Origin of the sequence: Pseudoalteromonas sp. S1650, from assembly GCF_005887195.1 — a bacterium.
In the GTDB taxonomy this organism is placed as follows: Bacteria; Pseudomonadota; Gammaproteobacteria; order Enterobacterales; family Alteromonadaceae; genus Pseudoalteromonas; species Pseudoalteromonas simplex.
The window spans coordinates 117,248-132,361 of the sequence record NZ_PNDF01000016.1; the positions used below are offsets into that span (position 1 = coordinate 117,248).

The 15,114-nt window shown below is 39.8% G+C and carries 9 protein-coding genes; 6 read left to right on the forward strand and 3 right to left on the reverse strand.

Annotation, left to right across the window (positions count from 1 at the left end; translation table 11 throughout):
- Positions 1–126 precede the first annotated feature (126 nt).
- Positions 127–1,452: a CDP-diacylglycerol--serine O-phosphatidyltransferase gene (gene pssA / locus CWB80_RS04710; protein ID WP_138600537.1), complete on the forward strand. Its 1,326-nt coding sequence runs from the start codon at positions 127–129 to the stop codon at positions 1,450–1,452.
- 60 nt (positions 1,453–1,512) lie between these two features.
- Here pssA and CWB80_RS04715 read toward each other — a convergent pair whose 3' ends face one another.
- Positions 1,513–2,256, reverse strand: a complete 744-nt coding sequence (locus CWB80_RS04715; RefSeq protein WP_054562005.1) for a YciK family oxidoreductase — start codon at positions 2,254–2,256, stop codon at positions 1,513–1,515.
- A gap of 228 nt (positions 2,257–2,484) precedes the next feature.
- Here CWB80_RS04715 and CWB80_RS04720 point away from each other — a divergent pair, with 228 nt between their 5' ends.
- Positions 2,485–4,917, forward strand: coding sequence for a VolA/Pla-1 family phospholipase (locus tag CWB80_RS04720; RefSeq protein ID WP_138600539.1), 2,433 nt, complete (start codon positions 2,485–2,487; stop codon positions 4,915–4,917).
- 114 nt (positions 4,918–5,031) lie between these two features.
- Entirely contained in the window at positions 5,032–6,048 is a 1,017-nt protein-coding gene (gene sohB / locus CWB80_RS04725) for a protease SohB (RefSeq protein ID WP_138600541.1), read from the forward strand.
- A 76-nt stretch (positions 6,049–6,124) separates the two neighbouring features.
- Here sohB and CWB80_RS04730 read toward each other — a convergent pair whose 3' ends face one another.
- The gene (locus tag CWB80_RS04730) at positions 6,125–7,456 is read right to left on the reverse strand and encodes a dicarboxylate/amino acid:cation symporter (RefSeq protein WP_054551461.1); all 1,332 of its coding nucleotides are present in this window, start codon (positions 7,454–7,456) and stop codon (positions 6,125–6,127) included.
- A gap of 193 nt (positions 7,457–7,649) precedes the next feature.
- Here CWB80_RS04730 and CWB80_RS04735 point away from each other — a divergent pair, with 193 nt between their 5' ends.
- Positions 7,650–10,982 (forward strand): Ig-like domain-containing protein, encoded by a 3,333-nt coding sequence (locus tag CWB80_RS04735; protein ID WP_138600543.1) that lies wholly within the window; start codon positions 7,650–7,652, stop codon positions 10,980–10,982.
- Positions 10,983–11,276: 294 nt separating this feature from the next.
- Positions 11,277–13,937, forward strand: coding sequence for a type I DNA topoisomerase (topA, locus tag CWB80_RS04740; RefSeq protein ID WP_138600545.1), 2,661 nt, complete (start codon positions 11,277–11,279; stop codon positions 13,935–13,937).
- 133 nt (positions 13,938–14,070) lie between these two features.
- Here the strand turns inward: topA and CWB80_RS04745 are convergent, their stop codons facing one another.
- The gene (locus CWB80_RS04745) at positions 14,071–14,313 is read right to left on the reverse strand and encodes a hypothetical protein (RefSeq protein ID WP_054551458.1); all 243 of its coding nucleotides are present in this window, start codon (positions 14,311–14,313) and stop codon (positions 14,071–14,073) included.
- A 236-nt stretch (positions 14,314–14,549) separates the two neighbouring features.
- Here CWB80_RS04745 and CWB80_RS04750 point away from each other — a divergent pair, with 236 nt between their 5' ends.
- Positions 14,550–15,098: a TIGR00645 family protein gene (locus tag CWB80_RS04750; protein WP_054551457.1), complete on the forward strand. Its 549-nt coding sequence runs from the start codon at positions 14,550–14,552 to the stop codon at positions 15,096–15,098.
- Positions 15,099–15,114 lie beyond the last annotated feature (16 nt).

Genomic DNA, 15,114 nt, shown 5'->3' on the forward strand with positions numbered 1-15,114 from the left:
AGGCTAATTACAAATTGTTCTGTGATCAAAGTACGGTAATTCATGACCAAGCAATTTTTTTTTGGTATGTTTTAGCTAATTTTGATATTAGCTCATGGTATGAGCTAACTAAACTAACAGGCAATTATGGTATTTTGGCAGGAAAAGCCCGCTTTTGGGCTGACTACAGAAGACGTACAGGTCTTAACCAATGCAAAAGAGTATCGCACTGAACTATTGCGTTTAATTGGTTCAGCGAAAAAAAGAATTTATATTACTGCTTTGTATTTGCAAGATGATGAAGCAGGACGAGAAATATTGACTGCCTTACATCAGGCATCACTTGCTAATCCTGAGTTAGAAGTAAAAGTACTCGTTGATTTTCACCGAGCTCAACGTGGTTTAATTGGTGCAGCTAAGTCTGATGGCAATGCCAGCATGTATTGTGATTTTCAAGAGCAGTATCAATCAAATGTGAAAGTACATGGTGTTCCGGTAAAAGCCAAAGAGCTTTTCGGGGTACTGCATTTAAAAGGTTTTGTGATTGACGACACATTATTATACAGCGGCGCAAGCTTAAATAATGTATATCTTCAGCAAGATGACCGTTATCGTTTAGACCGTTACTTCTTAGTTCACCAAGCTGGATTATGTAATTCGGTCATCGAATTTATAGAAACACATCTGTTAAGCTCATTTGCCGTGCCGCGAATTGATATGCGCCCACTGATACAATTTAATGATATTAAAGTGGCGCAAAAGCAATTGATGCGTGAACTTAAATCTGCAAGTTACGAAAGCGCTGCAGAAGCCAGTGCCGGTGAGTTGGGTGTGCGTTTATTTTTAGGTTTAGGGCGAAGAAGTAATAAGCTGAACCGTTTAATTAAATCGTTATTCGATACCACTGAGCAAGAGCTCGTTCTTTATACCCCTTACTTTAACTTTCCTGCACCATTAATGCGTTCATTACGCCGTTTATTAAAGCAAGGTAAGCAGGTAACTATTGTGGTAGGGGATAAAACTGCCAATGACTTTTATCTGCCGCCAAGTGAGCCGTTTAGTAAGATTGGTGCATTACCTTATTTATACGAAACCATTTTGTATAAATTTTTAAAGTCACAAAAACGCCACATCAGTAATGGCAATTTGAATGTTTACCTTTGGAAGCACGAGAGTAACTCGTTCCACTTGAAGGGGATTTGTTCGGATAAGCGATTACACTTATTAAGTGGGCACAATTTAAATCCACGCGCATGGGGCTTAGATATCGAAAATGGTATTTTAATTGACGACCCTAAACAGCATATCCTTGAACAAATAGAAAACGAAAAACAAGCTATATTAAAGCACTGTCGACGTTTAACAGGCCCACAAGACTTAGAAACGATGAATGACTATCCTGCGCCGGTTAAAAAGCTATTGGGGCAGGCTAAACGTGTAAAAGTTGATTTTATTATCAAACGCTTTATTTAATCGAAAAATTAAAAAAGCAGCGAAAGCTGCTTTTTTTGTGTCTAGATATTTGTTTCTGGCTTATTTTTGTTGAGCATCTAAAGACTGACCATTCACTTCTTTAGAGTCGTCGCTCATCAAGTATAAATAAGTTGGCATTAAATCTTCGGGTGTTGCTAACTTATCCCTATCTTCACCAGGATATGCAGATGCACGCATTGATGTGCGGGTAGCGCCAGGATTGATACAGTTTACGCGAATATTGGTTTTACCCACTTCACAAGCCCACGTTTGCATCATGCCCTCTACAGCAAACTTTGAGATAGCATACGCACCCCAGTGTTCGCGGCCTTGGCGACCCACCCCAGATGAAGTAAAAATAACAGATGCACTGTCAGATTTACGAAGCAGAGGGAACATAAATTTAGTGATCATAGCTTGTGCAGTTACATTCACTTTCATGATGTTTTCAAATGTTGATACACAGAAGTGCTCAAGTGGACCTAATGAACCTAAAATACCTGCATTATTAAGTAAGCCGTCTAACTTACCGAACTGCATTTCGATGGTTGCAGCTAAGTCACGGTAGTTTTGCTTTGTGGCACCTTTTAAATCCATTGGCACAATAGCCGGTTGTGGATAGCCAGCGTTTACAATTTCATCGTAAACACATTCAAGCTTATTGGTTGTTTTTCCGAGTAAAATAACAGTGGCACCATGCTTAGCATAAGTTAGTGCGGCAACACGACCAATGCCGTCACCAGCACCTGTTATTAAAATTACTTTGTCTTTTAGCGCATTCTCTGCGGCTTTATAAGTATGCATAAACGTACCATCGATTAAGTTTTTTACTATTTTACCATAGCAAAAAGCCAAGTTATCGAATTTATTGCAAATTAAGGTGGCGAAAATTGAAACTTTACGTTAAGTTTAACTGGTCTAATGTCTCATTAATAACCTAATTACATTAAATTAACTTAGAATGAAGGTAGTAGAACCACTACTTTTAACTTTGAACACACAATAACAATAAGATTTGCGCGGAGCGAAATTATGAAAAAACTGCTACTCTCACTAGCCATTGCGTCAGCCATTACTGGCTGTGGTGGAGGAGAAACATTAGAAGATGTAAAAAATGATAATCCTCCTGTTCTCCCAACCGCGACAGTAAAATTTGACCCAGCGAATAGTGTTATCTCAGTGCCGAATGATTTACTTATGAGTGGTACGCTTGATGGCACTTTAAATATGCCGGGTGAATTAGACGACGACAATGTTAGTGTTGACCGTGCGGCCTATGCTGATCCACAACTTGCACTTGGTGCGCTTGATGGTTGGTCTACGCAAACTCCGTTTAAAATTGACTTAACTTTTCCTTCGGGTATCTCTCTTGATATGACATCTGCTGCTTCACCAGGCGCTGTGCGTATTTTTGAAGTTGTTATGGGTGCAAGCCAAACAGACGAAACCTGTTCACAAGTACCAGCTGGTATCGCTTGTAAATTAGTGTCTGAACTTACTTTCGGTGTTGACTTTATCACACAAGGTTCTGGTGATGCGGTTGCTGTGATCCCACTTAAGCCATTTAAAGCTGGCAGCACTTACATTAATGTTTTGACAACGTCATTAATGGACTCAGAAGGGCGCTCAATTGAGCCTTCTTCAACTTATGCACTCGTGAGCGAAGAAGCAACACTTATTACCGACTCACAAAAGTCACTTCAAGCGGTTATCAATAGCTATGAAAACGCAGTGACATCAGGTGGTGCAATCACAAAAGATGAAATCATTTACTCAGCAGCGATGACAATGCAATCAGCAGGTCAAGTGCTTGGAACAGTTAAGCAGCTTCTTGCTGCAAGTTTAACCCAAGATGCACTACCGACGCCTATGGTGCAAATTCCTGATCAACCCGTTATTACCGTTGAGCAAGTATTTGCATCACAAGGTATTACTGGTGTGTCACCTGTGTTTGGTGGTGTGCAGTATCAAAAAGGTAGCGTAATGTTACCTATGTATTTAGCTACACCAACTGGCACAACGGTTGATGATTTATCTGCGACTTACTGGCAAGGTTTATGTGATAGCGGTGTTGCGGTACTTGGATATGCAGCCGCAGCGGGTGATTCATTCCCAACAGACCCTATTAGCGAAACTGATGGCCTGTGTATGGCGTTAAGTGAAGGCAAGTTACGTGATTTAGGTTTAGACCAAACTAAACATCTAACTAAGTACAACACAATTCCAAAAACACAAAGCATCGCTAATGTGCCAGTACAAATTACTAAACCAATTTTACCTGTAATTAATGCAGTGCGAGCTCAGCTCGGCTTAGACGCATTGAGCATGCCTGAGACAGGCTGGCCAGTTGTTATCCTTCAGCACGGCATTACTTCTAAAAAAGAAGATATGTTAGCCATTACTGCACAATTAACACTGCAAGGCTTTGCAACAGCTGCAATCGATCATCCTATGCATGGTGAGCGTGGTGTAGATGTAGATGGCGACGGTACTGACGACTTTAATGCCTCTACTGGTTCGGTATTAAGCTATATGAACTTACAATCATTATTAGTAGCCCGTGATAGCTTACGTCAATCAGTTGCTGATTTACTTGGTTTACGTTTGGGTCTTAACTTTACCGGTGCTGCTGATTTAAATACGCAAGATGTATCATTCTTAGGTCATTCATTAGGCTCGGTAGTTGCACCAGCATTTGTTGCTGTTACTAATGCACCGCTAGCTGACCAAGTTGATCCAATGTTCAACGTGAAAAGCGTAGCACTTGCTAGTGGTGGTGGCGGTATCGCAAGCTTCTTAATTGAGTCAAATACATTTGGCCCATTTGTTCAAGGCTCTGTATTACTTGCAGCCGGTACAGCTGAATCTGCTGAGTTTGGTGCTTATGTTCAAAATGAAGCGTTATCAAACTGTGGTGCACTTGCAGCTAATCAAACAGCTTTCGTTACTTGTGCTTATAAAGAGTATGTTGGTTCACTAACAGTCGCAGGCGAAACAGAAAAACTAGCAAACATTCAAAGTGTGATTACTCAATTTGCTTTTGCTGCGCAAACAGCCCTTGATAGTGGTGATCCTTCAAACTATGCAGCCTCTGTTGCAGCGCTTGGCACGCCTGTGTACATGAGTGTAGTGGTTGGCGATGGTGCTAACAACAATGCTGATATGGTTATTCCACCAATGGTGGCGAGCAACCCAATTGCTGGTAGCTTACCTCTTGCTAACCTAATGGGCTTATCAACTGTTGCAGAAACTCAAGGCCCGACTGCTGATGCAATGAGCTATGTGATTAAATTCACGAAAGGCCATCACAGCTCTGTATTATCACCTGCAGCGACAGAAGATTCAGGTGCTACTGCTGAAGAAAGTGCAGCAGCAACAACAGAAATGCAATTACAAATCGCGACTTTCTTAGCAAGTCGTGGGCAGTATCTTCAAGTTACAAACACAGAAGTTGTTACTGAATAATTAAATGCTATTAATTACGTAATAACCAATTAAGTAAAAAGCCACATCATGTGGCTTTTTTTTGCTTTAAAGCGTGGTAAATTGTGCCGAAGTATTAATAAATGGAGAGTTTGATTGGAATTTTTATATGAATACGGGTTGTTTTTTGCAAAGACCCTGACATTTGTCATCGCAATTGCAGTGATTGTTGCCATTATCATGGGCGCAGCAGTGAAACCAAAAGCGAAGAAAGGGGAGATAACAATTGATGATTTAAGTGAGCAACTTGATGATCTAAAACAAAGCTTTATCGAAAATACCCTTTCTAAAAAAGAGCTCAAGGCTCATCAAAAACAGCAAAAAACTGAGGCTAAAAAACAGCAAAACGACGAGCCTAAATCGCGTTTATATGTCATTGATTTCAATGGCAGTGTTGATGCCCACGAAGTAGAAAGCCTACGAGAAGAAATTACCGCTATTTTAACCATTGCTGACAAAGAAAAAGACCGCGTACTGGTTCGCCTTGAAAGTGGTGGTGGTGTGGTGCACGGCTATGGCCTTGCTGCCTCTCAACTGCAACGCTTACGTAATGCTGGCATTCATTTAACGGTAGCTATTGATAAAGTAGCAGCAAGTGGCGGCTATATGATGGCCTGTGTGGCCAATGAGATTGTTGCAGCACCTTTTGCCATTGTTGGCTCGATAGGTGTTATTGCGCAAATTCCTAACTTTAATAAAATCTTGAAAAAGAATGATGTTGATTTTGAGCAAATCACCGCAGGTGAATACAAGCGTACGCTAACTATCTTTGGTGAAAATACCGATAAAGGTCGTGAAAAATTCAAAGAAGAAATTGAACAAACCCACGGTTTATTTAAAACCTTTGTGAGTGAGCAGCGTCCATCTCTAGATATTGATACTGTTGCAACCGGTGAACATTGGTTTGCTACTCAAGCGTTCGATAAAGGTTTAGTTGATAAGATTGATACAAGTGATGATATCTTATTGAGCCAAGCTAAAGAACGTCAAATCTTTAAAGTAAAATACCGTGTTAAGAAGAATTTAAGCGATAAGCTCGCCGTCGGATTAAGTTCAGGGGTAAGTAAAGCGGGAGTGACTTTAATGTCTCGTTTAAAAGGCTTAAACCCTTAAATTTAAAAACATGAAAGTAGTATAAAAAACCCGCTTATTATTTAGCGGGTTTTTTTATGAGTTAATTAGTGTGAAATTAATTAATAGATTTATGGTAATCTTCTAAATCTTTAGCGGCATTTGGGTCGTTAAATACGTCCTCATCAAACTCACCTTCAGATTTTGCAACCACACAGGTCACCATGCAGTCACCGGTCACGTTAACAGCGGTTCGCGTCATATCAAGTAAGCGGTCGACACCAATGATGATAGCAATACCTTCTACAGGCAATCCAACTTGATTTAATACCATAGCTAACATAATAAGGCCTACACCCGGAACACCAGCAGTACCTACAGAAGCAAGGGTTGCGGTTAAAATAACCATCAGATAATCAGAAATCGTTAAATCTACTGCAAAAACTTGCGAAATAAAAACAGTCGCAACGCCTTGCATAATCGCCGTACCATCCATGTTGATGGTTGCGCCAAGGGGCACGGTAAAAGAAGCAACAGAGTTATGAGCACCTAACTTTTTATTTGCTGTTTCAAGGGTAATAGGCATAGTTGCGCTTGAGCTTGATGTACTAAATGCAAATAAACAGGCATTTTTCATTTTCTTTAGAAATGTAATAGGGTTTAGACCTGTAAACAGCTTAAGTAACAGGCTGTAATTCACAAAACCGTGAAATAATAAAGCAAAAACAACGACACCAAAATATAAGGCCAAGCTAGTGATAAGCTTTAAGTCAATGGTTGTAAATAATTTTGCCATTAAGAAAAATACACCATACGGTGCAATATTCATAAGCAGTGTTACAAGCTTTAAAATTACGGTATTTAAATCTTCAAAAACACTGGCCACTCGTTTACCTGCTTTTCCACTGAGTGCCATCGCAACACCAAATAACAAGGCAAAAACGATAACTTGGAGCATGTTGCCACTTGCCATTGCATCAATAGGGTTTGTTGGGAACATACCAATAATGACTTGCGCAAGGGTGGGAGCTTCTTTCGCACTATAGTTAGCATCTGAAGGTAAATTGATTCCCTCACCTGGATTCACTAATAACGCCAAGGTGATAGCAACAGTAATGGCGATTGCCGTTGTCGCTAAATAAAGCAAAATAGACTTACCACCTAGTCGACCTAACTTTTTTGGGTCGCTCAAGCTACAAGTTCCACAAACAAGTGATACAAATACTAAAGGCACCACAAGCATTTTTAAGCTTGCAATGAATATTTGCCCGCCAACATGGAAAATACCATCAACAAAAAAAGCTTTAATAGGTAAAGAGAATAACCCTAATGGAATAAGGAAATCGTCTTCACCCGCTAAAATGGCTTGAAAGATAAAACCAACAACTACACCAAGTACCATACCAACCATGATACGCGATGTAAGGCTTAAAGACCGTACTTTTGACATACACCTAATCTATCTTGTTATAAATTTTGTCATAGACTACCAGCATAAGGATTTTTATACAGAAAAATTCGATAAATAATTAAATTAATTCGTTAAGAAATGAATAAAAAAATGATTATTTTCGGACTGATTTTAGGTTAATATTAGGTAAATAATAAAACAAAGTTTGAAATAGCTAACTAGGGAGAGGTCAATGCCTTTATTTCGATGGCTAAGTGTAATAGTTTTCAGCTCATTATTAGCTGCATGTGGTGGCGGTGGCTCACTGGAAAGTGATGGTGGTTCGCTTGATGGTGGGGATGATTCAACAGCTGAAGCTAGTTATGAAATTGCAGTACAAGGTTTTTCGCTGTCATCTGGTGAACAAGATAATCAGGTAACAGCTGACTCTCCGTTAACAATATCTGCTACATTAACAAATAATGATGAAGCTGTTGCTGGGGTTGTGATTAACTTTAGCTTAAACGGCGATATTGGTCTTTTAGATCCAGTATCTGGAACTGATCTAACAGATAGCAATGGTGTTGCTTCTATTAAACTTACGGCAGGTGATACTGCTGGCGCTGGTATAGTAACTGCTACCTACGCTCTTGATGGAGATACCTACAGCGACACATTTGGTTTCACATCGGATGGTTCAGAATCAGATGATTCAAGTGTGAGCGGCAGCGTCACATTAAACCTCACAATTACAGACACTTCTGGAGCACCGTTTACTGTTGATAACCCTGTAAGCAAAGATAATAAAGGTACAGTCACAGCAACTTTGCTTGATGAAGAGACGCCCCTTGCAGGTCAACTTATTTCATTTAGCACTAATTTTACAGGTAAAATTACGCCTGTTTTAGGAACCGCTCTAACAGATTCAAATGGTGAAGCTTCTGTAACACTGAGCAGTGGTGATGCGAAAGGGGCAGGTCAAGTTGTAGCAACCTATACAGATGAAAGCGGTAATGCAGTCACTAAAATTGCTGGCTTTATTTCTAATGGTGATGAAGCCCCTGATGATGCTATACAGTATTCGGTTACAGCTTCTCTTTTAACTGGTTGTGTCCCTTCTTGGGATGACAATAGAAGTAACGTAAAACTAGACCCGACCTCAATAGCATCAGGCTGTAGCATAACTAACTCGGTATCGAGTGCTGAACTTGCTGATTTATTTATTGAAGTAACAAATCAGCAAAGTGGTGACGCTGTTGCTAATGCACTAGTCGAAGTAACAACTGATCTAGGGACAGTCCTTCCATCATCAGGTCGAGCGTTGACTGATAGCTTTGGTGTTGCACTATTGAAAATCCAACCTGGTAACACTGGCGGTGCAGGAACAATTACAGTATCTGCTTTAGATGAACAAATTAGCACTAACTTTGCAGTAGGTATCGCAGATTTAATTCTAGAAGTGGACAACGGCCTAAATGTTGACTCAAATGGTGATGTAATTCCTCTTAAAGCTGGAGGAAGTACAATTATTGAGGTCACTTTAAAGGACGAAGAAGGGAATTTATATACCACACCAACAGATGTAGAATTTAGTTCAACATGTGTTGATAACAATAATTCAAGTATTGATGCCTCTGTAAAATCATCAAGCGGTATAGCTAGTTCTACCTATAGAGCCAATGGTTGCGGAATTGATGATGTTGTTAATATTACAGTCGAAACGGGCGGAAAGAACTTTACTGCTTCAACGATCATCCCTGTTGAAGTTTCAGCAGTACAATCAATTCAGTTTATCGACGTCTCAGAACCGGTAATTGCTCTTCCTCCAGGTGAAGGTGGCTTACCGACACAGTCTGTCGTTCGCTTTAGATTATTAGATGCCGATGGCATTGTATCGCCACAGCAGCGAATTGACTTTAAGTTAACAGACTCAACTGGTTTAGCTGGTTTGACTCAACGTACAGCGAATACAGACAATGATGGTGTTGTGCAAACTACGGTCACTTCAGGTATTGTGCCTGGTCCTCTTGTAGTTAAGGCTTGTTTTGTTTCAAAAACAGATGTTGCTGCATTACCAGAAGGTGATGATTTATCATGTTGGACAGATGAGGTGCAGTTGTGTGCAGATGAACCAACAAATGACATTTGTCCTGAAGGAACGCTTCACCTCGTACCACTAGCAGAGCAAATCAATGCAGTATCATCGCAACTTGCATTATATTCAGGCATTACGGATCAAAATAGTTTCGATTTAAGCCCTCAAGTTTTTAACCCTAATGCACTGAATTACAATGGAATTACTAATAGTCTTACGGTTTATTTTGGTGATCAATTTAATCAATTTAATAGTAATGGTGTCGAATCAACAGTTTTGACAGAATCAGGCGTTGTAGGTCCACAAAGTAATGAAGCGGTGTGTCGTACTACTGACGCGTCATGTGTAGTAACGTGGCGTTCACAAGGTGAGCGACCGTTCTATGATTACAAGTGGGGTAATAGAATTGGTGAAATCGATGGTAACTCTGCAACTACCGAAGGTATAAACCCTAAGACGGGTGATGTTAACTGCGATCCTTATTTTGAAACTGCAGCGCCTTGTATCGGGACATTAGTTCGCGCTAAAAACGATCCTAATGGTGTTATACGAGGCGGAAGAACAAGTATTATTGCTGTTGCAAAAGGTCAAGAAAGCTTTGTCGATGAAGAGTCATCAGATGGAATAACTAGGCGCAATGGTTTATTCGATATTGGCGAATATTACACATTATATGACTTACCAGAAGCGTTTAATGATCATAATGAAAATAGCACTTTTGACAAGGCGAACTGCAGTGATGCAGATAGTGATAGTTACGATCCGAACACAGATCAATGTTCTGAATTAAACTCGCGTGGTGGTCATAACGAAACATGGCGTGATCTTAATAATAATGGAATTTATGACGGTGCAGATGGTTTGTATAATGGCTTATTGTGTAGTGAAGCTGCCTTTAATGCAGGCCAGTGTACCCGTGATTTAATTGAAGTTCGTAAGCAAATTGAAGTTGTCATGTCTGGTGATGATCCATATGTTCGCTTTGCTGTATTAAAATCCAATGAAGTAGTATCTGCTCCATATGAGGTTTTAGTGCCTGCTGATTGTTCGAGCACAATAGCTGGTGTATTTGAGGTATCTGATAATGCGTTGTGGTGCGATGTCGCCTCTATTGATTTATCTGAAGTATCTCGTGCTAACCCAGACTATGATGCAACAGACCCCAATGAAACAGATCCTGAGACCTTAGAAGTGGGTTTATCTAGTATCAATGTACGTATTTTTTACAGTGATGAGTTTGGTAATCCACTTCCTGCTGGAACTGAAGTGTCGCTAACAGCCGATAATGGAGATTTTTCTATTATTGAGCATGAGGAAACGATTCCGAGCACAAATCGTGACTCAACAATGTATTCTGATGTTCGAATTGCTAGGGAGTCTGATGGTAACCAAGATCAAGATGGTGTACTAACTATAACTTTCCAATTTGAAAATCAGCTTGGCGGAACTAAAACGGTGAGCCGCTCGATTTCAATAATCGATGATAAATAAAGTTAAATCTTAAAAAATGCCAACCAGAAGGTTGGCATTTTTGTTGCTGTTCTATATATTCCCCTTGAAATTACCTTAAAACACCACATTGACTAAATTAGCAACAAAAATTGTTTAATTATTCAGTCAATGAAGAAAAGTTTCTATTAAAAGCTTGTAACAATTGGTGTTTGTAGATATACCTATAAATATTCGTGCTCCAATGATAAAAATCATACTTATTTGTTTAATGTGATTGATATACATTTATAAGGGCAAAAAACTTTTAAAATACTCGGTCAGAAATAGGCAACTATGGGCAAATCACTTGTAATTGTAGAGTCTCCTGCAAAGGCAAAAACAATTAATAAATACTTAGGTAACGATTTCATCGTAAAGTCCAGTGTTGGGCATGTGCGTGATCTACCAACTTCAGGTTCAGGCAAAACAAAAACTGCAGCGACGAAAACCCCTGCTGAAGTTCGAAAAATGTCACCAGAAGAAAAAGCTGCCTATAAAAAGCAACGCGACTATAAAAATTTAGTTGCTCGTATGGGTATTGACCCTGAAAAAGGCTGGGAGCCACATTACGAAGTCTTACCGGGCAAAGAGAAAGTTGTTCAAGAATTAAAGAAACTTGCTGAAAACGCCGATAAAATCTATCTCGCAACCGATTTGGATAGAGAAGGGGAAGCGATTGCATGGCACCTCGAACAAATTATTGGTGGCGAGCCTGAAAAATATAAGCGAGTTGTTTTTAACGAAATTACTAAAAATGCAATTCAACAGGCATTTGAAACACCCGGTGAACTAAACACTGACATGGTTTATGCGCAACAAGCGCGTCGTTTTCTTGACCGCGTCGTGGGTTTTATGGTGTCGCCATTACTGTGGGCTAAAGTAGCACGTGGCTTATCAGCCGGTCGTGTGCAATCTGTTGCAGTACGTTTACTTGTTGAACGTGAACGCGAAATCAAAGCATTTATTCCTGAAGAGTTTTGGGATATCCACGCTGATGTTAAAAATACAGAAGCTGCTTTACGCTTAGAAGTTACTAAACACGCTGACAAGCCTTTTAAGCCAGTTAATGAAGAGCAGGCGATGTCTGCTGTTAGTGAACTCGAAAAAGCTGACTACAAAGTCATTAGCGTTGAAGAAAAGCCTAGCAAGAGTAAACCGAGCGCACCTTTTATTACTTCAACCATGCAACAGGCTGCCAGTACGCGCTTAGGTTATGGTGTTAAGAAAACCATGATGCTTGCTCAGCGCTTATATGAAGCGGGTCACATTACCTATATGCGTACCGACTCAACTAACTTATCGAAAGATGCAGTTGAAATGTGTCGTGATTACGTGACAGAACAATTTGGTGAAAAATATTTACCGAAAGCACCGATTAGTTATAGCTCTAAAGGCAATGCACAAGAGGCGCACGAAGCGATCCGTCCTTCTAGTGTTACCGTACTATCTGGTCATTTAGACGGTGTTGAAGCAGATGCTAAAAAACTTTACGAATTAATTTGGCGCCAGTTTGTTGCCTGTCAAATGGTTCCTGCAGAATACGATTTAACCACTTTAACAGTTGGCGCAGGTGATTATCAGTTAAAAGCTAAAGGTCGCGTTCTTCGCTTTGATGGTTGGACAAAAGTCCAACCGGCTGTTCGTAAAAAGAATGAAGAAGATCAATCACTGCCAGCAGTTAAAGAAGGTGATGTTTTAACGCTTGTTGAGCTAGATCCTAAACAACATTTTACAAAGCCACCTGCACGCTTTAGTGAAGCGAGCCTAGTTAAAGAATTAGAAAAGCGTGGCATTGGTCGCCCATCTACTTATGCATCTATCATCTCTACGATTCAAGATCGTGGTTATGTACGTGTTGAAAATCGCCGCTTCTTCGCTGAAAAAATGGGCGAGATAGTTACAGACCGCTTAGTTGAGAACTTCGAAGATCTGATGAACTTTGACTTTACCGCTAAGATGGAAGGCCGTCTCGATGACATCGCAGAGGGTGAGCGTGTTTGGACACAAGTACTAGATAGGTTTTATGCAGACTTTTCAACTCAGCTTGAAATTGCCTCAGGTGACGAAGAGCAGGGTGGCATGCGTCAAAACCAAATGGTCGAAACTGATATTGATTGCCCTACGTGTGGTCGTAAGATGGGGATTCGTACCGCATCAACGGGTGTATTTTTAGGTTGTACTGGTTACAACTTGCCACCTAAAGAGCGCTGTACTACAACCATGAATTTGGTATCAGGCGATGAAGCTATTGCTGCGGATGTCGAAGACGTAGAAACTGAATCTCTAATGCAAATGAAGCGTTGCCCAATTTGTGAAACGGCAATGGATTCATACTTAATTGACGAAACACGTAAGTTACATGTGTGTGGTAACAACCCGGCATGTAAGGGTTATATCGTTGAGCAAGGCACCTTTAAAATTAAAGGCTACGACGGCCCTATTATCGAATGTGATAAATGTGGCTCAGACATGCAGTTAAAATCTGGTCGTTTTGGTAAGTACTTCGGTTGTAGTAATGAAGAGTGTAAAAATACACGTAAGTTACTCAAAAATGGTGAAGCTGCGCCACCAAAAGAAGATCCAGTTCACTTACCTGAACTTGAATGTGAAAAGTCAGAAGCTTATTTTGTACTGCGTGATGGTGCGTCAGGTATTTTCTTAGCGGCTAATACTTTCCCTAAATCACGTGAAACGCGTGCGCCTAAAGTGGAAGAATTAAAGCGTTTTAGAGATCGTATTTCTGAAAAGTTTTATTACCTTGCTGACGCACCTACACAAGATCCTGATGGAAATCCTTCAGTCGTTCGCTACAGCCGCAAAAATAAAGAGCAGTATGTAATGAGTGAAGTAGATGGCAAAGCCACAGGTTGGACCGCCCACTACCAAAATGGTAAATGGGTAGAAGAAAGTAAAAAGAAAGCGCCTGCTAAGAAAAAAACAGCAGCCAAAAAATAAATCGCCAGATTAAATAATAGAAGTCGCGGCGTAATGTCGCGCAAACTTATTGTTAATTTGAGATGGAAATAAAAAACCGGAACGCACATCATTGTGTCATTCCGGTTTTTTCATATTCTAAGTAGACGTAAAATTAGATTTGTACGTCTTTTACTTTTTTATAGCCTTCAGCTTCAAGCTCATCGTTTACACATTTTAATACGTATGGCTTTAATTCTTCGTTGCTGATGTCATCATCTTTTGCCCAGTTTAAACACATTTCAGTGTATTCTTTGATCATTTCAGCTGATGCTTCAGGTGCTTCGTTAGCGATTGCATTCGTTGCTGACACGCTTAAAACAGGTGCCAAAATTAGTGCTAGCAATGCTTTTTTCATTTAATTATTCCTAATCAAAAAATTAATTATCACTGGCTAAATGCACAGTAATGGTGCGCAATGTGTATGTCACTTTGCTTGAGTGAATTTATAAACTAAATTTCAAAAAAAGATAACGAAATTTTTTTATCGTAAAGATAAGCAAAAAATAACCACTATTTTGCCTCTAATGCTGGTAATCGTAAGGTCAAAACACGTATTATCGCGCTAATTTTAAAAGAAAAGTGAACTAACTTATGTCTGAACAAGGGACTCATTCAAAAACAAAGAAAGTACCAACTAAACTAGAACAAGTTGTAGAGAGTTTTATTTTTCGCTCGCGTTGGTTACTAGCGCCATTCTTTATTGGCTTATTAGTCGCTGTGGTATTACTGCTGCTAAAGTTCTTTAAATATTTATACAGCATGGCTTTAAATACGTTCACTGCGTCAAACCAAGAGCTTTTGGTAGGTATTTTGACTTTAGTTGACACTGCGCTACTAGCTGGGCTTTTGCTTATTATTATTTTTAGTGGTTATGAAAACTTTGTTTCAAAATTAAATATAGAAAACCATGAAGATAGACCAGTTTGGATGGGCAAGGTTGGTTTCTCTGGCCTTAAGATGAAGTTGATTAGTGCAATTGTTGCAATCTCGGCTGTGGAGCTTTTAAAGGTATTTATTAGCTCAAACAACCATTCAACAGATGAGTTACTCTGGAAGGTGTTAATTCATGTCACGTTTGTGGTGTCGGGGGTGTTGTTTGCTCTTACAGATTACATTAATAGTAAAACCATGAACCACTAATACCAATCCGCTTAAT

Coding starts and splice junctions, on each gene's coding strand:
- pssA (WP_138600537.1), top strand. CDS start 127: ATGGTATTTTGGCAGGAAAAGCCCGCTTTTGGGCTGACTACAGAAGAC.
- CWB80_RS04715 (WP_054562005.1), bottom strand. CDS start 2,256: ATGCATACTTATAAAGCCGCAGAGAATGCGCTAAAAGACAAAGTAATT.
- CWB80_RS04720 (WP_138600539.1), top strand. CDS start 2,485: ATGAAAAAACTGCTACTCTCACTAGCCATTGCGTCAGCCATTACTGGC.
- CWB80_RS04730 (WP_054551461.1), bottom strand. CDS start 7,456: ATGTCAAAAGTACGGTCTTTAAGCCTTACATCGCGTATCATGGTTGGT.
- CWB80_RS04735 (WP_138600543.1), top strand. CDS start 7,650: ATGCCTTTATTTCGATGGCTAAGTGTAATAGTTTTCAGCTCATTATTA.
- topA (WP_138600545.1), top strand. CDS start 11,277: ATGGGCAAATCACTTGTAATTGTAGAGTCTCCTGCAAAGGCAAAAACA.
- CWB80_RS04745 (WP_054551458.1), bottom strand. CDS start 14,313: ATGAAAAAAGCATTGCTAGCACTAATTTTGGCACCTGTTTTAAGCGTG.
- CWB80_RS04750 (WP_054551457.1), top strand. CDS start 14,550: ATGTCTGAACAAGGGACTCATTCAAAAACAAAGAAAGTACCAACTAAA.